This is a genomic window from Vitiosangium sp. GDMCC 1.1324 (assembly GCF_003044305.1).
In the GTDB taxonomy this organism is placed as follows: domain Bacteria; phylum Myxococcota; class Myxococcia; order Myxococcales; family Myxococcaceae; genus Archangium.
Genome location: NZ_PZOX01000001.1, coordinates 765,691 through 783,153, shown reverse-complemented (window position 1 = coordinate 783,153; position 17,463 = coordinate 765,691). Strand labels below are relative to the sequence as shown.

Sequence of the window (17,463 nt, the reverse complement as noted above, 5' to 3'; positions counted from 1 at the left end):
CCACATGGATCTTCACTTACGGCTCCTTCCCCAGCGGATCGAGTCCCACGGCGGCCCGCAACTCCAGGAGCGCGGACCCCAACGCATAGCGAGCCCGGGCAAGAGCCACCTCGGCCTCGAACTGCCTCACCTGCGCATCGCTCAAGGCCAGGGACGAGGCAAGCCCCTGGCGATACAGGATGCTCGTCTCCTCCGCGTTCTGGCGGGCCGAGTCGAAGGCCACCTGGCTCTGGCTCAACGCCGCCTGCGCGGTGCGCAGCGACACGTGTGCCCGCTCCACAGACACGTCCACCCGCCGGACCTTCGCCGAGGCGTCCAGGTCCAGCGCCCGGGTCAGGGCGAGCCGCTCGTGGCGATCGGCATAGCGCTCGCCGCCGTCGTAGAGCGTCCAGGTGAGGTCCACCGTGAGGAAGCCGTTGAAGGTGCGACCGGTGAGCCCCGACTCATTGGTGACGCTGCCCTGGGCGGAGGCGGACAGCGCGGGAAACAGCCGCGCCAGGGGCTCGCGAGCCAGGGCCCGCTGCTGCTCCACCCTCAGCTTCGCGGAGAGGATGTCCGGGCGGCGCTCCAGCGCCTTGTCCGCCAGCCCCGCGAAGGAGTCCACGGGACGGGAGGCCTCGCCCAGCAGCGTCTCCGGCGCGGCCAACGGCCCCTCCACGGGCGCCACCACCAGGTAGCCCAGCTCCAGGCGGCCCGCCTCGGCTTGACCCACCGCGTCAGCGAGCTGCGCCTCGGCGGTGGCCACGTCCAGCTGTGCGCGCGTCACGTCATTGGTGCTGGCCAGGCCCGCATGGGCCCGGGCTTGCGCCTCCTCGAGGGACTGCCGCGCATAGGTGAGCCGGCGCTCGGCCGCTCCCGCCACCTGCTGCAGGCCCAGCGCGCCGAGGAAGGCATTGGCCGCCTGGAAACCCACCTGCCGGCGCGCCTCCACGGCGTCCAGCGCCGTCGCCTCACTGTCCCGCTTCGCCGCCTGATAGAGCGGGAAGCCGCGCGCATCGAAGAGGGTGATACGGGCAACGGCGTTGCCGCTCAGGGCATTGAAGCGCTGGAGCACCACCGTCTGATCGCCCACCTGCCGCGTCGACTCCTCCGGGCGGCGGATATAGCTGCCGCTGACAGTGAGCTTCGGCAGGAAGAAGGCGCGAGCCTTGTCCACGCGGGCCTCGGCCGCTTCCGCACGGGCCCCCGCCGACAGCGCGGACTCGTTGCGCTCGGCCGCGAGCGACACCGCGCGCTCCAGCGTCAGGGGCTCCTGCGAGGGCTGCGCCGCCGGAGCCTGCGATGGGGTGGGCGTGGAGGGAGCCTCGGACCGAGGCCCCGGAACGGGCTGCTGCTCTTGCGCGCGCACCTCGGGCGCACATAGGACGAGCCAGGCACACACGGGGACAGCGACGGCGGATCGGATCAAGTGCATGAGCGAGCGGGAGGGGGCGATCCGGGAGGGAGGACGTCGAGCCCATATACAGAACCCGGCCGGGCAGGGCCAAGAGAACGACGGGCCTGTCTGGACGGTGAATCGCACATCGGGCTAATGGGGAGACAGACGAGGACCTTTCACGTCGGGCGCGGCGCGCCCGGGAATGCCTGAACGATGCGTTTATTCCTGCTGGCGGTAGGAATGTGGGCGATGGCGGGCTGTCGTGAGGTGGAGGCCGGTGCGGGTGCGGTACGTGTGGAAATCTTCTACGCGACGTTCCGCCCCGGATGCCTGACGGTGACGGCACGGGACGCGGCGGACAAGAGCCTCACCGAGACGCAGCAGCTCCCGGTGGAAGAGCGGCACAGCGACAGCAAGACGGTGGCGGTGTTCCGCAAGCCGGACTGGGGCCGGGAGCTCCTGGTGACGGCGAGCGCGTACGAGGGCTCGTGCTCGGGACCGGAGGTGAGCACGAGCACGCAGCAGGTGCGGGTCCCCGAGAAGGGCACCACGGTGACGTACCTGGACCTGCGCGCGGAGGACCTGGACGATGACGGCTTCGTCTCGGCGGCCAGCGGGAGGGGCACGGACTGCGACGACTCGGATGCCACCGTGCACCCCGGGGCCGCGGAGACGTGCGACGGCAAGGACAGCAACTGCTCCGGGGACGAGGAGGACGCCACCGACAAGCGCGCGTGGTACGTGGACGCGGACGGGGATGGGTACGGCAACTCGCTCCAGGTGGTGAAGGCGTGCGTGGCGCCCCCGGGCACGGTCGCGGAGGGCGGGGACTGCTCCCCCGGGGACCCCGCCGTGCACCCGGGCCAGGCCGAGCTGCGCTGCGACGGGCTGGACGAGGACTGCGACGGCACGGCGGACGACGAGTTCCACGTGGGCACCGCGTGTAAGACGGAGCTCGGCTGCGCGGGCCAGTGGGAGTGCACGGGGGACGGCCTGGGCTCCCGGTGCAACAGCGCGGAGTCTCCGAGGCAGTGGTACGTGGACGCGGATGGAGACGGGCGCGCGGGCACGTTCTCGGCGCTGGCCTGCGAGGCGCCGCCGGGTGCGAAGCCCACCGCGGACGACTGCGATGACACCTCGCGCTTCATCGGTGGCGCCGAGGTGTGCGACTGGCTGGACAACGACTGCAACGGAAGCGTGGACGAGCTCGCCGCCTGTGCCGCGAACCAGTGGACGGCACGCAATGTCGGAGGAGGCACGGCGTGGGAGGCCGTGACGACCTACGCGCAGGGCAAGGCGTGGCTCGCGAGCGCGGGCGGCCGGCTCGTGCACGTGAGCGGCTCCACGGTGACGGACGTCACGGGCTGCGGCTCGGGAGACTGGAAGGCGGCCTGGGCGAGGCCGAGCGACGGGCGCGTCTTCCTCGGCTCGGCGCGAGGAGAGATCGCCACCACGGACGTCTTGGGAACGGCATGCACCACGGCCTCCGCGGAAGGCGTGACGAGCGTCATCACCAGCATGGTGGGCTTCGAGCGAAGCGGAGTCACCACGGTGTACGCGGTGACGGGCGGTGGCCACATGCTGCGCTGGGAGTGGCCGGACGCGCCGGTGACGCCCGCCGCGCCGGTGGTGATGGAGCAGGTGCCCGCGAGGCTGCGGAGCGTGCACGGCCTGGGCCCGGACTCGCTGTTCGCGGTGGGCGCCGAGAACTACCTGGCGGGGAGCGAGGCCCTGCCCCGGGTCTTCCGGCTCGACACGGCCTCGGGACATTGGGTGCGCGAGGCGCTGCCCGCCGACGCCGGCACGGGCTCGCTCAATGGCGTGTCCGTGGTGGGAGGAGGACGGGTCTACGCGGTGGGTACCCGGGGACTGGTGCTCGAGCGGCACGACGGGACCTGGACGAAGCTGACGCCTCCGGATGGCGCGGCGGCGCCGGACCTGATCGACGTGGTCGCCTTCGACCCGACCGCTCTCTTCGTCCTCTCCAACAAGGGCGGCACCTACCTCCACCGCTTCAATGGCAGCGCCTGGAGCGAGCCCTTCCCCCAGGCCCAGGCGCTCCTGTCGCTCGACGCGCTCGGACCCACGGAGCAGTGGGCCGCGGGCCAGGGCGGCACGCTGGTGCGCTGGGGCCCTCCCTGAGCCCCGGGTGACATGGAGCTGCGCGCGGACAAGCTCTCGGTGCGAAGGGATGCGAGGCCCGTCCTTCAGGACGTGGACTGCACCCTTCCTCCTGGCAGCCGGGTGCTCGCGCTGGGGCGCTCGGGCGCGGGCAAGACGGCGCTGTTCAAGGCGCTCGCGGGGCTGGTGACACCGGCCAGCGGCCAGGTCCTCTGGAATGGAGAGGACGTGGCGAGGATGGGCCCCGCGCAGAAGCGTGCGCGGCAGGCGGCGTTCGGCATGGTGTTCCAGACGGACGCCCTCTTCGACTCGATGACGGTGCGCCGCAACGTGCTGCTGCCATTGGAGCGCCGGCGCGTCCCTCGCGACGAGGCCGAGGCCCGCGCGGACGAGGTTCTGCGCGCGGTGGGCCTGGCGGACGCCGCGGACGCCCTGCCCGAACGGCTGTCCGGAGGCATGCGGAAGCGAGCTGGCATCGCGCGGGCCCTGGCGGCGAGACCCTCGGTGCTGCTGGCGGATGATCCCTTCGCGGGGTTGGATCCAGGCACGGCGCGGCAGGTGGCCCGAGTGCTGCTGGACGTGGCCGGGAGCGGCTCGCTGATCGTCGCCGCGCCGGACGTGCCGCCGGAGCTGCCGCTCTCGCGCTGGCTGTACCTGCGTGACGGGCGGCTCCTGTACGACGGCCCGCCGGCTCCGGAGGTGGAAACGCTGCCGGACGAGGCGCTCGCATGACCGAAGCGCTGGTGTGGCTCGGACAGGAGACGCTGGGCGCGGTGCGGGCCGTGGGAGCCCTGACGCTGGTGCTGGCGAGGACGGTGCTGGGGCTGGTGCGGATGGATCGCCGCGAGCTGCTGCGAGGGCTGGTGCAGTTCGGCTGGGGCTCGCTGCCACTGGCGGTGGCGACGGGGGCGCTGACGGGGGCGACGGTGGTGGTGCAGACAGCGCTGTACGTGGAGCGCTTCGGGGCGCGGGCAGTGCTCGGGTGGGCGGCGGGTTACGCGGTGCTGTGGGAGTTCGGCCCGCTGCTGCTGGGGCTGGTGATGGCGGCGAGGCTGGGGGCGCGCAACGCGGCGGAGCTGGCGACGATGCAGGTGGGCGGACAGCTCGAGGGCCTGCGGGGAATCGGGTTGGATCCCTTCGCGGTGCTGGTGGCGCCTCGGGTGGTGGCGATGACGGCGAGCATGTCGGGCCTGTCCGCCCTCACCTTCCTGGTGGCGGTGCTCTTCGAGTCGGCGGCGGCCCTCTTCACACTGGGGCTGCCAGTGCGGTCCTTCTTCGACAGCTTCGAGCACATGCTGCACGCGACGGATGCACTGGGCGGCATGGTGAAGGCGAGCACCTTCGGGCTGGCGATCGCGCTGGTCTCGACGGCGGTGGGGCTGAGGGCGCGGGGAGGCGCGAGGGCGGTGGGCCAGGCGGCCGCGGGCGCGGTGGTGCTGGGATGCGCGGCCATCTTCCTGCTGGACTTCCTGCTCACCACCACGCTGGCGAGGTGGGTGACATGAGAGCACCCACCCCGCTCACTCCGCGCGACCGATCGATCCCGCGGTAGCGCTTCACCTCCGGAGGGTGCTCGTCGGCTCTGGCTTCGGTAGCCCCGCCGTCAGGTCGGTGCCTTCCTCGTTGTGCACGCTGCACTCGTAGTTGGCGAGCAGCCATTCGAGGAAGGCGCGCGAATAGGGGCCAAACTCAGGCCCGGCGAACTGGTTGACGAGGATCTCGTCAGGTTGAGCTCTGATCAGCAGCACATAGGGCAGTGGAGCGGCGGGGTCGCTCTGCCGTCTGGCACGGCAAACCTCTCGCGATTCCCCATCCCGGAAGATCAAGAAGATCGACGGCACGGCTTCGTCCCGGTACGAGAAACCAAGCGGCCGGATGACCTCGGCCACGCGCTCGACATCGAACTCCCCGGACAACGGAGTGAAGTACAGCTCTTGTTGTTCGAGGAGTTCGTCCACGGGGTTCTTCATGGGTTGCGGTTGTCGGAGCGCCTTGGGTTTGCCGTTGAGATGCTCGTTGCCCCCGACGCACCACTCCCTATCACGTTGGCGAGGTGGCTGACACGATGTGCCGGGCGCCTCCGAAGCTGGCTTCACCCCTGGATGGACGTGTTCTCGGAAGCAACGTGCTCACGCACAGCAGCCATACGAAGCCAGGGAACCGCGCGAGCGGGAGGAGATAGGCGGCCTGCTGGAAAACGAGGCTGAGCGCGGAGAGCTCGGCGGCAATCGCGATGCCGAGCCCGAACCACATCAGCCATCGAGGAAGACGGCGGGTGAGCCCAGCCGAGACCGACACCCCGGCGACGAGCAGTCCGAACAGGACGGCATACCCCGGTCCTCCCGAAGCAAACGCCAGGAGGTGCAGCATGCGCACGACGCCGGGAGCATCGGCGATGCCCGGCTGTCCGAGCGTCCATTGAGCCATGGCGCTCAGGAAAAGCATGAGCGCGGCGCCCAGGCCGCCGAACAGCGCGATGGACACTCCTGCCACGTCGACTCCGAGGAAGCGGAGCCGGCTCACCACGGTCGCGCCGAAGATGCCGAGCGGCACCGCGCAGCAGAACTGAAGAAACCCGCCCATGCGGACGGCATCTCCGTGTTCGGCGAAGTAGGCGCGGGACAGGGCCTCGGGCTCGAACGGCGACGGAAAGTGCCCGCCGCCCGCCATGAGGGTCGACGCGATGAGGCTCGACAGGAAGAGCGCTACGTAGATGCCCGCCACCATGAGCAGCGGCGGGCCGATGTGCCGCGCGGTGGCGGCTTCGTGTCTGGCAATGTTCGTATCCATGGCGGTCTCCTTCACAGCGCGATCTCCGGCGCGTAGACGAGGGGGCGAAAGCGGACCATGCGGCGCCTGCCAATGATTCCCACGAGCAGCTTGCGGAAGAACCACGGCTGCTCGCCAAAGAGGGCCGTCTGCTCATCCGCGTCCAGCGAGTGCACGAGGAACATCGCCATCCGCAGACCGCGCGACCGATTGGCCCTGGCGCTCGCCCGCGACACCTGGGCGAGCTCCACCTCCGGGAGCATCTCGGCCAGGTGCCTGGGCTCGAGAATCTCCTCCTCCGCTCGCAGGTGCGGCCGCAGAAACTCCTTCAGCTCGAGACTCCTCCTCACGATCTCCCGCCGGGCCTGACCGTCTCCGCGAGCCAGCCGGGCGGACGCGCTCGCGAGCTCCGCGCTCGCGGCGGCGACGTCCCGATGCTCCCTGGACCACTGTTCGAGGTGCGCACCATCCGTGCTTCGACCCGGTGAGTGCTTGCGCAACGCGGGAAAGAAAAAATCGTCCTCGCCGCGGTGATGGACGTCCAGGAACTCGACGAACAGGCCGACGAACGCGGCCAATTCCTCGTGGCCACTCCGCGGAGACTCCTCCGCGAGGCTCGCGAACCGATCCAGGTTGCGCAGCAACGCCGCGTGCGAATACCGCATGCCCAGCGCGAAGCGCTCATACTCGCTCTTCATCGTCATGCCCCTCCGGCGAGCCGTCCGCCGTCGATCGGCAGGACAGCCCCCGTGATGAAGCTCGCGGCATCCGAGCAGAGCCAGACGACCGTCGCGGCGACCTCTTCCGGCAGTCCGATGCGCTCCATCGGCACGGCTCGGACGATGGGGGCTCGGCGCTCTTCCGGTAGGTCGCGGATGCGATCCGTCAGGATCGGCCCCGGCGCGACGACGTTCACGCGGATCTTCTGCGACGCATGGTCGAGCGCCGCGCTCTTGCTGGCGCCGATGATCGCGTGCTTCGTCGCGGAGTACGCCCCCATGCCACGCACGCCGGAGAGCCCCGCGGTCGAGGACATGTTGATGATGCTGCCACCCCCACGAGCCAACATCGCCGCGAGCTCGAGCTTCATGGCGACGAGAATCCCGCGCAGGTTGACGCTGATGGATTCGTCGATGTCTTCGACGGTGAGCTCCGAGAACGGAGCCGGACGGTGACCGGAGCCCGCGTTGTTGAACGCCGCGTCCAGCCGTCCATAGACCGACACCGTCTGGTCGATGAGCGCCTTCACCTGGGCCGCATCGCGAATATCGGTCCGAACCGGGAGCGCCTCGCCGCCGCTCGCCCGGATGCTCTCGGCCACCTCGCCCAGCCCGCGCTCATCGCGCGCCGCGACAACGACCCTGGCGCCAGCGCGAGCAAGCGCACGAGCACTTGCCGCTCCGATGCCCCGGCTCCCGCCGAGAACAAGAGCCACCTTGCCCGAGAGAAGTCCCTGCTGGGCGGGGATCCTCGCGGGGTCCTGCGAATACGTCGAAGCGTTCATGTCATGCCTCCGAGACACTCGATGTCGAGCACAAATCATTCATGCTCTAAATCATTTATCCGCGCAACGATATTGGCGTGATGCCCCTCGTCCATGGGCCGTCCAGGCATGGCACTCAAGTTGCTTGCGTAAATAGTTCATGAGTGTAATGAATCGAGTGTGAAGAAGCATGAAGCCCGCCGTGCGGCGTCAGCGTCGTTCCTCCTCGCCCAGATCGGGGCGCATGCAGCCTCCAGGTTCGCCGAGCGCCTCCAGCCACTGGGGCTCAGCCCCCCGCACGCGGGAATTCTGCGGGTGCTGCGGGGCTCCGCGGGCTTGAGCCAGCAGGAGCTCGCCGTGACGCTCAAGCTCCACCCGAGCCGCCTGGTCGCGATCGTCGACGAGCTCGAGACGCGTGGCCTCGTTTCAAGGCGCGAGAACCCGAACGATCGGCGTACGTACGCGCTCTTCCTCACGGAGACGGGAGAGGCCACGCTCGCGGAGATCGGCCGGATTGCCACCGAGCACGAAGAGGCGCTGTGCGCCTCGTTGAACAAGACAGAGCGCGAGCAGCTCGCGCAACTGCTCCAGCGAATCGCGGAAGAACAGGGGCTGACCGCTGGCGTTCACCCCGGCTTCAGCCGCATGGGGAAGAAATCCCCTCCGGCCGAGTAGCGTCAGGTCCGAAGAGAGCAAGCTTCCGGCGACGCACTCGCCGCCGCTCACGAGCGCCGCAGGTAGCGAGTAATCAGCCGCGTCAGTTCATCCACGAGCTCGGGGCTCGCCGCGTCTTCCGGGCGCTCCACGAGGGCATTGTGGATGACCGCGTGCGCGGCCGTGAGCGCGATCCACAGCGAGAGCTCCTGGTTCCGGCCACTCAGCGGCACGCCCTCCAGCAAGAGGCGCCACTCAGCGAACATCTGCGAGTCAATGTCCGTCTGGATGGGCTCGATGCCGAGGCGCGCTCCCTCCCTGGCGAAAACCTGATGCAGCTTGGGATCGACCGCGTGTGCGGCGATTCCCGCGGACACGAGCGTGCGCACCGTCGCCTCGAGCCCCGTGCCCCGATGAGCCATCAAGATCTTCAGCGTCGCCGCCCGCGTCTCGGCCGAGTGCCGCCGGAGAAGCTCCGCCAGCAGCGCCTCCTTGCTCGGGAAGTATTGATACAGAGACGCGATGTTGACCCCGGCGCGCTCGGCCACCTTGTTGGTGGTGAGCCCTGCGTAGCCCTCGCGGCTCAAAATGTAAGTCGCCGCTTTCAAAATCGCGTCCACGGTCTGCCGCGAGCGCTCTTGTTTGGGAATCTTCCTCGGCTCGGTTCTCGTCCGCTTCGGTCTCATGGAATGCAAGTTGCCGGAGTAAGCTTTCACTTGCATTCTTTCACCATGAACCCACCCACTCCAAGAGACTCCTCGATGAAGGCCGCTGTCGTTCATACCCAGGGCCAGCCGCCTCGGTGCGAGCCGTTTCCCGAGCCCATTCCCGGGCCGGGGGAAATCCTCGTGAACGTGCGTGCGGCCGGGCTGCATCAGCTCGTGAGGACGATCGCCCGCGGCGCCCATCTCACGAGCACCGGAGAGCTCCCGTTTGTTGCCGGGGTGGACGGTGTGGGGCGACTCGAAGACGGCACTCGCGTCTATTTCGGTCTGCCGCGATTCCCATACGGAACCATGACAGAGCGGAGCGTCGTCCCTCGCGAGATGTGCTTTCCGCTTCCCGAGGGCGTGGATGATGCGGTGGTCGCCGGCATCATGAACCCCGGGCTGTCCTCATGGATGGCGCTCACCTGGCGCGCCGAGCTCGTTCCCGGCGAGACCGTCCTCGTGCTCGGTGCCACGGGTGTCGCCGGACGGCTCGCGGTGCAGATCGCCAAGAGGCTCGGAGCGGGGCGTGTCATCGCCGCGGGACGGAACGAGGAAGCGTTGAACGCCCTTCGTGCGCTGGGCGCGGACGCCACCCTCCGCATCGATCAGCCAGACGAGGACTTGCAGCGGGCGCTCGCGCGCGAAGCCGGGGACACCGGAATCGACATCGTCCTCGACTACCTTTGGGGAGCCCCCACGGAAGCGGTGATATCCGCGCTCGCACAGAAGCGTTCCGGCCATTCGGCGCTCGTGCGCGGTGCCACCGCACGTCGCACCCGCCTCGTCGAGGTCGGCGAGATGGCCGGAGGGACCCTCACGCTTCGCGCCGCCGTGCTCCGGGCAGCGGACATCACCCTGGCTGGCAGCGGCGGTGGCAGTGTTCCCATCGGCCGCTTCGTCGAGGCCATCCCCGAGCTCCTCCGCCGGGTTGCGCGCGGCGAGCTCCGGCTCGACGTGGAAGAAGTCCCCCTCGCGGAGGTGGAAGACGCCTGGGGACGCAGTCCACGAGGCCGGAGGCTGGTGGTCGTCCCCTGACTCACCATTTGCACCTCCCTGCCCCGGGGCTCGATACTTCCGAAGAACCAGGAGCCCCCAAGCCCCCCATGAACATCCTGGCGTTCTTCGGAGCCCCCGCCCTGATGCTCGCGCGCTCGGTGCGTGCGAGCGTGCGTCATGGCCTGTCCTGGCGCGAGTGCCTGCGTCAGCTCCATGAGATGGGCTCGCGGAGCACGTGGCTGGTGATGTCGGGCATGGCCTTCTTCGGAGCGGTGCTGGTGACGTTCGCGGACAGCCAGGCGCGCAAGGTAACGGGGAACCTGCCAGTGGTGGGCCCGCCCTACTTCGAGCTGTTGGTGCGCGAGTTCGGCCCGGTGGTGTCCGCGCTCCTCGCCGCGGCGCGCGGTGGAGCGAGCCACAGTGCCGAGCTGTCCACCATGAGCGTCCACGAGCAGGTGGAAGCGCTGGAGATGTCGGCGGGAGATCCGTACGCGGACCTGGTGGCGCCGCGAGTGGTGGCGGGACTGGTGGGAGTGCCCCTGCTGTGCGTGGTGGGAACAATGGCGGCGACCCTGTCGGCGGTGGCCACGGCGAGCTGGGTGTTCGGGGTGGACGGAACGGCCTTCATGGACGCGCGGTACGTGGACGGGTGGGACGTGGTGGCGGGGCTGGCGAAGGGAGCGGGCTGCGGCCTCTACATTCCGCTGGCGGCGTCGGTGGCGGGCCTGTCCGCACGGGGAGGCGCCGAGGCGGTGGGCGAGGCCACCACGCGCGGAGTGGTGGCGGCGTGCTTCGGCTGCCTGCTGATCGACTTCGTGGTGGCGCTCGGCTTCCAGGCGCTGGGAGTGTGAGCGGGGATGCTGCGCTTCTCGGAGGTCGCGGTGACGTTCGAGTCCGGCCGGCGGGTACTGGCGGGACTGAGCGCGGAGCTGTCCACGCGCGAGCTGACCTTCGTGGCCGGGGCGAGCGGCGCGGGCAAGAGCGTGCTGTGCCGGCTGGCGGTGGGGCTGCTGCGGCCGGAGGCGGGCCAGGTGGAGCTCTTCGGCGCAAGGGTGGACACGCTCCCCGAGCGCGCCCTGCGGGCGCTGCGCCGGCGAGCGCCGTACCTGGTGCAGGGCCCAGCGCTGCTGGACTGGCGGACGCTGCGGGAGAACGTGGCGATGGCGGCTCCGGGGCTCTCGCCTGACGCGGTGCGCGAAGCCCTGGCGCAGGTGGGCCTCGAGGCGGCGGCGGATCGACTGCCCACGGAGCTGGGCCCCGGGGCGAAGAAGCGGGCGGCCATTGCCCGGGCCCTGGCGCTACGGCCGGAGTACCTGCTGCTGGACGAGCCCACCACGGGGCTGGACCGGAGGGCGGCGGCGCAGGTGGAGGAGGTGCTCGGCTCACTGAAGGCGCGAGGGCTGGGCGCACTGGTGGTGTCCCATGACTACCGGCTGCTGCGGACGCTGGCGGATCGAGTGCTGGTGGTCGGCGGAGGCCGCTGTGCCTTCCTGGGCACGCCCGAGGCGTTCCTGGCATCCTCGGAGCCGGAGCTGCGCGCCCTGACGGCGCCCTTCCTGGAGACCGCATCGGATGGATGAGCGTCGCTTGGAGATGAAGGTGGGCGCCCTGGTGCTGGCGGCTCTGGTGGGCGTGCTCGGGCTGCTGTGGCTGATGGGCGAGCTGACGCTGGGGCGGGACACGGTGCTCTCGGTGGACTTCAGCCACACGGGCAACGTGGTGAAGGGAGCGCCAGTGAAGCTCGGGGGCGTAGTGGTGGGCCGGGTGGAGGAGATCCACCTGGAGCCAGACCGGAGGGACTCGCGAGGCCGGCCGCTGCCGGTGCGGATGGGGCTCTCGGTGAAGCCGGAGGCGCTGGCATCACTCCGGGAGGACACGCGGGTGACGGTGGCCACGGTGGGCCCGCTGGGCGAGCCCTACCTGGAGCTGAACCCGGGCTCCGCGTCCGCGCCTCCCCTGCCCTCCGGAGGCACGCTGCGAGGCACGGACGCCCCCCGGCTGGATCTGGTGGCACAACAACTCTCCGCCTTCCTGGACGCGGCGAGCGGCGCACTCGCGGAGGACCCGGAGGGGCTCCAGAAACTGGCGGGCAACGTGTCGCGGCTGACGGGCACGCTGGACGAGGTGTTGAACGAGAACCGGGGCGACCTGAAGACGCTGACGGTCGAGCTGTCCGCGGCGGCGAAGGATATGCGGGCCCTGGCGAAGCTCGCGCGGGAGTCGATGCAGCCCGGAGGCACGGGAGCGCGGCTGCTGGGAGACGCGGCGGAGACGGCGGCGCTGATGAAGCGTGAGTTGCCCGGGATTTCGGGCTCGGCGGCGAAGACGCTCAACGGTCTGTCGATGATGACGGGCGGACTCGACGCGAAGGATGGCGAACGGCTGAAGCAGGCGCTGGAGCGTTACACGGCGGCGGGCGAGAAGCTCGACCAGATGGCCGCGAAGGCGGACCGGCTGCTCACGCGCATCGAGGCCGGCGAGGGCACGGTCGGTGCACTGCAGAAGGACAAGCAGGTCTACGAAGATCTGAAGAGCCTGCTGTCGGACCTGCGCAAGCATCCATGGAAGATGCTCTGGAAGGAGTGAGGGGATGGCGAAGGCGGTATCGGCGATCCACCTGAACTGGTTCTGGGGATGCACCGGCCCCTCGCCAGAGACACATCACCCTGAGGAGTGCGTTGCGTCGGCGCACGCTCCGGTACGCCGGGCGGCGAGATCCAGCACGAGCCATGGCTGGTATCCCACCTTGACGCAAGTTTCGCAATCTCTCCAAGGTCTCTTCCGCTGATGCGGTCTTACGCCTCGTGCTCATCGGTAATCCAAATAGCGCTCGGCTTGACGGCAGCTGCCGCATGATGGGGAGCATGGCCTCGACCGCGTCGAAGCGGAAACCAGTACGAGTATCACCGCACCTCCTTGCTCCTGGGCTCTGTAGCCCCCCTTGGATTCCCCTCGGCGAATGGGCCGAACAACTCCCTTCGTGGTCGGGTCAAGGTTCCCTACGCATCTGGGTCATCCTCGAGTTCCGTCGGCAATGACTCGCCAACTCATGGCGCTCTTCCGAACCAATTTCTCGCCGCACAACCAGCCTTCCACGCTCCAGCTCAAAGAGACGCGTGATCTCGGGCTCCCGTAGCAACTCGATCGCGGCAGCCAACTCGTCTGCCTTATCCGGCGTGAACACACGGTCATCAAGCTCGTCGGGGAGACACCCGCCCCCCGGAGCCTCGACCGAACTCAAGAGCCTGACCATTCTGCAACAAACCGCGCGTAGTGGCCCCTTTCCGACGGCATTCGCATGTCGAACTGCGAGCCCCATCGAAAAATCTTGACCACACACGGCCTGAAGTTCCTCAACAATCGGACTCATAGGTCCAACCATGCTGCACAAAGAGAACGCAAGGGATTGGACTCTGGAGGCCAACACCACGCAGAAGTAGGCAGCTCCGGCCGGCGTGCTCGGCTCCCAGCAGGAGCCGCACGCCGGCTGGCTCACAGGGTCGCGCTCACTGCCCGCCGTTCGCCGCACTCGCGTTCTGCGTGGCCTTGCCCGCTGCGTACTGGGTGAGGAGCTGGTTCATGTCCATCGTCTGAAGCGTGGCCCCGCTCCGCCCGCTGGGCATGAAGAGGATCTGCTTGCCCTGGAGCGCCTCGGCGATCCGCAGCTTCACCATCGTCCGGCCGCCCGCTCCCGCCAGCGCCTCGTTCTCCTTGGCGATACCCTTCGACTTCGCCTCGGCCTCCTTGAGGCTCGCCGTCGCCTCGTTGTTGGCTCGCACCAGCTCCGCGTCCGCCGCCAGCTTCGTCTGCTCCAGCTCTCCCTGCGCCTGGGCGATCTTCTGCGACACCGTGCCCTTGGCCGACTCCAGGTTGCGCTTGGCCTCCTCCGCCGCCGCCTGCGCCTCCGAGCGCAGCTTCTCCGCCATCTGCTCCGCCAGCTTCTTCTCGCGGATCACCTTCTCGTACTCGGGGTTGAAGCGGTGCTCCTGCAGAATCACCTGCTCCACGATGACGCCCTCGGGCTCGAGCGCCTCCTCCAGCAGCTTGCGCGCGTTCTCCGCCGCCGCGAAGCGCTTGTCCGCCGTGTAGAAGTCCTCCGAGCGCAGCACGTTCAGCGCATCCCTCACCAGCGCCCGCGTCGCCGGCCTCACCAGCCGGTTCTCCACGTCCAGCGTCGAGCGCGCCACCTTCTGCACCAGGTGCGGCGCCTTCGCCGGATCGATCCGCCACGCCACCGTCACGTCCACCGCGATGTCGTTGCCGTCCACCGTCTTGAACTCGATGTCGTCCGTGCGGCCCTTCTCGTCCTCGGCCTTCGCCCGCATCCGCAGGTTCTGCAGCTTCGTCTCGAAGGTGTTCCAGTCCGTGGAGAACGGCGGGAAGAAGAAGTACGTGGCGCCCGGTGCATACGTCTCCGGCTGCACGCCCCTCGAGCCCACCACCGTGAACTTCCGTGTGAGCACGCCCACCTCGTTCGCGTCCGTCGAGTGGCACGCGCACCCCTGCACCACCGACATCCCCAGCACCACCAGCAGCCCCAGCATCCGCAAGTCCATGCGCTTCATGGCCTCACATCCCCTTCACGTCGAAGCGCTTGAGCGCCGCGTTGAGATCCAACGGGTTCACCCCGCCCTCACCGTCCGTGGGCACCACGATCACCTGCGTGCCTCCCAGCACGTCCGCCATCCTCAGGCCCACCATGTTCTCGCTCCCCGCCCCGCGCAGCGCCACGTTCTCCAGCTCGATCCCCTTCGCCTTCGCCAGCTTCACCACCAGGTCGCCCTGCGCCGCCTGGGTGCGCCGGTACAGCTCCGCCTCCGAGCGCAGCTTGGCCACCTCCGCGTCACCCCTCGCCAGCTCCACCTGCACCTTCGCCTGGCCCTCGGCGATGATCCGGTTCTTCTCCGCCTCGGCCTGCGCCGCCGCGGCCTCCGCCATGTTCTTGAAGACCGACTGGTCCTGGATCTTCCGCTGCTCGATCGCCTGCTGGTAGCGCGTGTCGTACCGGTACTGGCGCAGCAGCACGTGCGTCACCGTGATGCCCCGGGGCTGCAGCTCCGTGACCAGCAGCTTCTGCGCCTGCGCCATCGCCTTGTCGCGCTGGTCTCCCTTGTAGAAGTCGTCCGAGTCCAGCTCGCCCAGCGTCCGCCGCAGCACCTGCTCCGCTCGCGGAATCACCGCCGAGTCCTCGTACAGCCTCCCCGGCCCAATCTGCGTCATGACCTTGTACGGATCCTCGATGCGGTAGAGCACCGTGACGTCCGCGGACACCGTGTAGCCCTCGGACGTCTGGATCTTGATGGCCCGCACCACGCGGTGATCCGCGCCCTCACCCACCTCGGCGCGGTTGTCCGCCATCTCCAACACCTGCAGGTCCGTGGGGAACAGGTGCATCCGCTCCGCTCCCGGCGTCACCCAGTGCAGGCCCGGCCCGTACACTCCCTCCCGGATGCCCTTCTCTCCTCCGAGGATGACCTGCTTCACCCCCATTTCGTACGGTCGTACGTAAACGGTGCACGCGTTGTACGCGAAGAGGCTCGCGAAGAACGCCACCCCGATGGGCCAGATCATCCGGGTCCGCGGCTGCTTCAGGGCCGCGAGGATCCGATCTCCCGCCTTGCTCATGCCTTCTCCTTGGTTTTCGTCTCGCCGCTCCCAGCCGGGGACCCCGGCTCGGAGAGGGGCTCGAGCGCCGACGGGACGGACTCGTCCAGCGGCCGGTAGGCCTCGAGCTGCTGCTGCTCCACGCCCATGTCCCTCACCAGCGTGGCGAGCTGCCGCCGGAAGCGGCGCTCGAAGTAGGACTCCTGCATGTCCGGCAGGAAGGGTCCGAAGAGGATGAACGCGAAGGGCAGCGGCTCGAGCCAGTCCGGCACCCGCGTGAGGGCGATCACCACCGCCGCGGCGATGCCCGCCCCCGTGTAGGCCACGCGCGAGAGCAGATCCCCCCCACGCCACAGCCCGTACTTGCGCCGCTGCAACGCGTGGTGCTCGCGGGCCAATTGGAAGTAGCGCGGCAGCGCCACCGCGAAGAGGCTGCGCTCCAGGCGCTCCCAGTAGCCGGGATCCACCGCCACCTCGGCGAAGCGCCGCGACACGTCGGCCAGCGCCAGCCGCGCCTCGGCCAACAACTGCGCCTCCACCTCCGCGTCCCACACTCCGAACCCGGGCCGGCGCCGCTCCAGCCACGCCAGCACATGCTCGGTGACCTGGGGCAGCCGGAAACGATCGGGATACACGCTGGGATTCCCCCTCCATGCCGCGCCAGACGGCGGCCCGCCGAGTCTTCCATGTGCGCCCTTTCCCCCACAATGCCCGGCCGCCCCTCGCACTCCCAGGCGATCCGGATCGGACCGGGCGCTCCATCCAGGTGCGCCACAATGGAGCAACCGGGTTTCGCAATCGCCCTGGATTCCCAGCAAATCCAGCCATTTGGCGTTGGCAACGTCCTTGCTCTACCCGCGAGGCAACCAGCTTTCGAGGAGGAGCAGCCATGGAAGTGCGTTTCTACGGAGTGAGGGGGAGCATCGCGGTGTCGGGAGCGCACGCGGCGCGAATCGGCGGAAACACCTCGTGCCTGGAGGTGACGAGCCAGGGGCACCGCCTCATCCTGGATGCCGGCACGGGCATCCGCGCGCTGGGCGAGGCGATGATGCGCGAGGGCGGGCCGCAGAAGGCGTCGATCTTCTTCTCGCACCTGCACTGGGATCATGTGCAGGGCTTCCCGTTCTTCACCCCGGGCTACCTGCCCACCACGGAGCTGGCGCTGTACGGCCCGGGGCCGGATGGGGCGCAGGCGCTCGAGTCGGTGCTGGCTCGACAGATGGAGCCGCCGAACTTCCCGGTGCCGCTGTCCACCATGCGCTCGCGGATGACGTTCGACGCGGCGCTGCACGGGCGCACGGTGGAGGTGGGGCCCTTCCGCGTGACGCCCTTCGACGCGCCGCATCCCCAGGGGTGCCTGGCCTACCGTGTCGAGGCGGATGGCCACTCCTTCGTCTACGCCACGGACATGGAGATCTCCCTGGCGACGTTGGATCCCCGCGTGGCGCGGCTGATGGAGGGCGCGGATGCGCTGTGCCTGGACGCGCAGTACACCCCGGACGAGTACAACGGGAAGAAGGGAATCCCGAAGAAGGGCTGGGGACACTCCACCATGGTGGACGCGGCCCAGGTGGCCTCGGCGGTGAACGCGCGCCGGCTGTTCCTCTTCCACCATGACCCGGCGCACAACGACGACCAGGTGGAGAACATGGCCGAGGAGGCTCGCAACCACTTCGCCGCCACCGAGCCGGCGCGTGAAGGCAAGCGGATCGTGCTCGGGGCGGCGTGCGCCTGACCGGGAGGGGCGC

General features: G+C 69.2%; 18 protein-coding genes. 9 read left to right on the top strand and 9 right to left on the bottom strand.

The window, feature by feature from the left end; all coding sequences use genetic code 11:
• Positions 1-16: 16 nt before the first annotated feature.
• Positions 17-1,348 carry a TolC family protein gene (locus DAT35_RS03030; protein WP_369945023.1) on the bottom strand — a complete coding sequence of 444 codons (1,332 nt, stop codon included), beginning with the start codon at positions 1,346-1,348 and terminating at the stop codon, positions 17-19.
• Between the two features lie 279 nt (positions 1,349-1,627).
• On the opposite strand from DAT35_RS03030, the gene DAT35_RS03025 reads away from it, so the two are divergent.
• The 3 genes from DAT35_RS03025 to DAT35_RS03015 are packed head-to-tail and all read left to right on the top strand — an operon-like array spanning position 1,628 to position 5,004.
• Positions 1,628-3,520: a putative metal-binding motif-containing protein gene (locus DAT35_RS03025; RefSeq protein WP_158501528.1), complete on the top strand. Its 1,893-nt coding sequence runs from the start codon at positions 1,628-1,630 to the stop codon at positions 3,518-3,520.
• Positions 3,521-3,532: 12 nt separating this feature from the next.
• The gene (locus tag DAT35_RS03020; RefSeq protein WP_108065341.1) at positions 3,533-4,231 is read left to right on the top strand and encodes an ABC transporter ATP-binding protein; all 699 of its coding nucleotides are present in this window, start codon (positions 3,533-3,535) and stop codon (positions 4,229-4,231) included.
• Positions 4,228-5,004 (top strand): ABC transporter permease, encoded by a 777-nt coding sequence (locus DAT35_RS03015; protein WP_108065340.1) that lies wholly within the window; start codon positions 4,228-4,230, stop codon positions 5,002-5,004. Before DAT35_RS03020 ends, DAT35_RS03015 begins: the two co-directional genes overlap by 4 nt.
• A 51-nt stretch (positions 5,005-5,055) precedes the next feature.
• On the opposite strand, the gene DAT35_RS03010 is transcribed toward DAT35_RS03015, so the two are convergent.
• The 4 genes from DAT35_RS03010 to DAT35_RS02995 form a co-directional block, all read right to left on the bottom strand.
• Positions 5,056-5,457 carry a hypothetical protein gene (locus DAT35_RS03010; protein WP_108065339.1) on the bottom strand — a complete coding sequence of 134 codons (402 nt, stop codon included), beginning with the start codon at positions 5,455-5,457 and terminating at the stop codon, positions 5,056-5,058.
• 82 nt (positions 5,458-5,539) lie between these two features.
• Positions 5,540-6,289 carry a hypothetical protein gene (locus DAT35_RS03005; RefSeq protein ID WP_199242781.1) on the bottom strand — a complete coding sequence of 250 codons (750 nt, stop codon included), beginning with the start codon at positions 6,287-6,289 and terminating at the stop codon, positions 5,540-5,542.
• An 11-nt stretch (positions 6,290-6,300) separates the two neighbouring features.
• Entirely contained in the window at positions 6,301-6,972 is a 672-nt protein-coding gene (locus DAT35_RS03000; RefSeq protein WP_108065338.1) for a hemerythrin domain-containing protein, read from the bottom strand.
• Positions 6,969-7,772, bottom strand: coding sequence for an SDR family NAD(P)-dependent oxidoreductase (locus tag DAT35_RS02995; protein WP_108065337.1), 804 nt, complete (start codon positions 7,770-7,772; stop codon positions 6,969-6,971). The genes DAT35_RS03000 and DAT35_RS02995 overlap by 4 nt, the downstream gene beginning before the upstream one ends.
• Before the next feature lie 159 nt (positions 7,773-7,931).
• On the opposite strand from DAT35_RS02995, the gene DAT35_RS02990 reads away from it, so the two are divergent.
• Complete coding sequence (locus tag DAT35_RS02990) at positions 7,932-8,426, top strand: MarR family winged helix-turn-helix transcriptional regulator (RefSeq protein WP_108065336.1); 495 nt, start codon at positions 7,932-7,934, stop codon at positions 8,424-8,426.
• Between the two features lie 47 nt (positions 8,427-8,473).
• Here DAT35_RS02990 and DAT35_RS02985 read toward each other — a convergent pair whose 3' ends face one another.
• Positions 8,474-9,013: a TetR/AcrR family transcriptional regulator gene (locus DAT35_RS02985; RefSeq protein WP_158501527.1), complete on the bottom strand. Its 540-nt coding sequence runs from the start codon at positions 9,011-9,013 to the stop codon at positions 8,474-8,476.
• Positions 9,014-9,166: 153 nt separating this feature from the next.
• Here DAT35_RS02985 and DAT35_RS02980 point away from each other — a divergent pair, with 153 nt between their 5' ends.
• The 4 genes from DAT35_RS02980 (at position 9,167) to DAT35_RS02965 (ending at position 12,697) form a co-directional block, all read left to right on the top strand.
• Positions 9,167-10,150, top strand: a complete 984-nt coding sequence (locus DAT35_RS02980) for a zinc-binding alcohol dehydrogenase family protein (protein WP_108065334.1) — start codon at positions 9,167-9,169, stop codon at positions 10,148-10,150.
• 68 nt (positions 10,151-10,218) lie between these two features.
• A complete protein-coding gene (locus DAT35_RS02975; protein WP_108065333.1) occupies positions 10,219-10,962 on the top strand; it encodes an ABC transporter permease in 744 nt (247 codons plus the stop codon).
• Between the two features lie 6 nt (positions 10,963-10,968).
• On the top strand, positions 10,969-11,691 hold the full coding sequence (locus DAT35_RS02970; protein WP_108065332.1) for an ATP-binding cassette domain-containing protein: 723 nt from the start codon (positions 10,969-10,971) through the stop codon (positions 11,689-11,691).
• A complete protein-coding gene (locus DAT35_RS02965) occupies positions 11,684-12,697 on the top strand; it encodes an MlaD family protein (RefSeq protein WP_108065331.1) in 1,014 nt (337 codons plus the stop codon). The genes DAT35_RS02970 and DAT35_RS02965 overlap by 8 nt, the downstream gene beginning before the upstream one ends.
• 920 nt (positions 12,698-13,617) lie before the next feature.
• On the opposite strand, the gene DAT35_RS02955 is transcribed toward DAT35_RS02965, so the two are convergent.
• The 3 genes from DAT35_RS02955 to DAT35_RS58755 are packed head-to-tail and all read right to left on the bottom strand — an operon-like array spanning position 13,618 to position 16,350.
• Positions 13,618-14,676 carry a prohibitin family protein gene (locus DAT35_RS02955; RefSeq protein ID WP_108065329.1) on the bottom strand — a complete coding sequence of 353 codons (1,059 nt, stop codon included), beginning with the start codon at positions 14,674-14,676 and terminating at the stop codon, positions 13,618-13,620.
• A gap of 4 nt (positions 14,677-14,680) precedes the next feature.
• Entirely contained in the window at positions 14,681-15,736 is a 1,056-nt protein-coding gene (locus DAT35_RS58760; protein ID WP_158501526.1) for an SPFH domain-containing protein, read from the bottom strand.
• Positions 15,733-16,350 (bottom strand): hypothetical protein, encoded by a 618-nt coding sequence (locus tag DAT35_RS58755; RefSeq protein ID WP_158501525.1) that lies wholly within the window; start codon positions 16,348-16,350, stop codon positions 15,733-15,735. The genes DAT35_RS58760 and DAT35_RS58755 overlap by 4 nt, the downstream gene beginning before the upstream one ends.
• A 254-nt stretch (positions 16,351-16,604) precedes the next feature.
• Between DAT35_RS58755 and DAT35_RS02945 the strand changes: the two genes are divergently transcribed.
• Entirely contained in the window at positions 16,605-17,450 is an 846-nt protein-coding gene (locus DAT35_RS02945) for an MBL fold metallo-hydrolase (RefSeq protein WP_108065327.1), read from the top strand.
• The last annotated feature ends 13 nt before the right edge of the window (positions 17,451-17,463 follow it).

Bases quoted from the DNA above. Each gene is read 5' to 3' on its own strand.
- DAT35_RS03025 (WP_158501528.1), top strand. From the start codon at position 1,628: ATGGCGGGCTGTCGTGAGGTGGAGGCCGGTGCGGGTGCGGTACGTGTG.
- DAT35_RS03020 (WP_108065341.1), top strand. From the start codon at position 3,533: ATGGAGCTGCGCGCGGACAAGCTCTCGGTGCGAAGGGATGCGAGGCCC.
- DAT35_RS03015 (WP_108065340.1), top strand. From the start codon at position 4,228: ATGACCGAAGCGCTGGTGTGGCTCGGACAGGAGACGCTGGGCGCGGTG.
- DAT35_RS03005 (WP_199242781.1), bottom strand. From the start codon at position 6,289: ATGGATACGAACATTGCCAGACACGAAGCCGCCACCGCGCGGCACATC.
- DAT35_RS03000 (WP_108065338.1), bottom strand. From the start codon at position 6,972: ATGACGATGAAGAGCGAGTATGAGCGCTTCGCGCTGGGCATGCGGTAT.
- DAT35_RS02995 (WP_108065337.1), bottom strand. From the start codon at position 7,772: ATGAACGCTTCGACGTATTCGCAGGACCCCGCGAGGATCCCCGCCCAG.
- DAT35_RS02980 (WP_108065334.1), top strand. From the start codon at position 9,167: ATGAAGGCCGCTGTCGTTCATACCCAGGGCCAGCCGCCTCGGTGCGAG.
- DAT35_RS02975 (WP_108065333.1), top strand. From the start codon at position 10,219: ATGAACATCCTGGCGTTCTTCGGAGCCCCCGCCCTGATGCTCGCGCGC.
- DAT35_RS02970 (WP_108065332.1), top strand. From the start codon at position 10,969: ATGCTGCGCTTCTCGGAGGTCGCGGTGACGTTCGAGTCCGGCCGGCGG.
- DAT35_RS02965 (WP_108065331.1), top strand. From the start codon at position 11,684: ATGGATGAGCGTCGCTTGGAGATGAAGGTGGGCGCCCTGGTGCTGGCG.
- DAT35_RS02955 (WP_108065329.1), bottom strand. From the start codon at position 14,676: ATGAAGCGCATGGACTTGCGGATGCTGGGGCTGCTGGTGGTGCTGGGG.
- DAT35_RS58760 (WP_158501526.1), bottom strand. From the start codon at position 15,736: ATGAGCAAGGCGGGAGATCGGATCCTCGCGGCCCTGAAGCAGCCGCGG.
- DAT35_RS02945 (WP_108065327.1), top strand. From the start codon at position 16,605: ATGGAAGTGCGTTTCTACGGAGTGAGGGGGAGCATCGCGGTGTCGGGA.